Origin of the sequence: Thioclava sp. SK-1 (assembly GCF_001705665.1) — a bacterium.
Lineage (GTDB): Bacteria > Pseudomonadota > Alphaproteobacteria > Rhodobacterales > Rhodobacteraceae > Thioclava.
The window spans coordinates 1-323 of sequence record NZ_MDHA01000082.1 but is presented as its reverse complement, the minus strand read 5'-3'; the positions used below and the strand labels follow the sequence as shown (position 1 = coordinate 323).

The following is a 323-nucleotide window of genomic DNA, read 5'->3' as shown; positions in this document are numbered from 1 at the left end:
ATTCAAGGCGACCACAGACAGCGATCATACGTTCAACATCGCGCCAAACCTGCTGGACCGTGACTTCACGGCGGAGCGGCCCAACCAGAAATGGGCGGGCGATATCAGCTACATCTGGACCCGTGAAGGGTGGTTGTATTTGGCGGTCATCCTCGATCTGCATTCGCGCCGTGTGATTGGCTGGGCTGTCAGCAACCGCATGAAACGCGACCTGGCGATCCGGGCGCTGAAGATGGCCATCACCCTGCGGTCACCGCCCAGGGGCTGCATCTTCCACAGCGATCGCGGCAGCCAATACTGTTCGCATGACTACCAGAAGGTCC

1 protein-coding gene is annotated in these 323 nt (G+C 59.8%); it reads left to right on the top strand.

Annotated elements, in window-relative coordinates:
• The coding region (locus BFP70_RS18615) for a DDE-type integrase/transposase/recombinase (protein WP_141693274.1) at window positions 1-323 on the top strand (323 nt) is incomplete at both ends.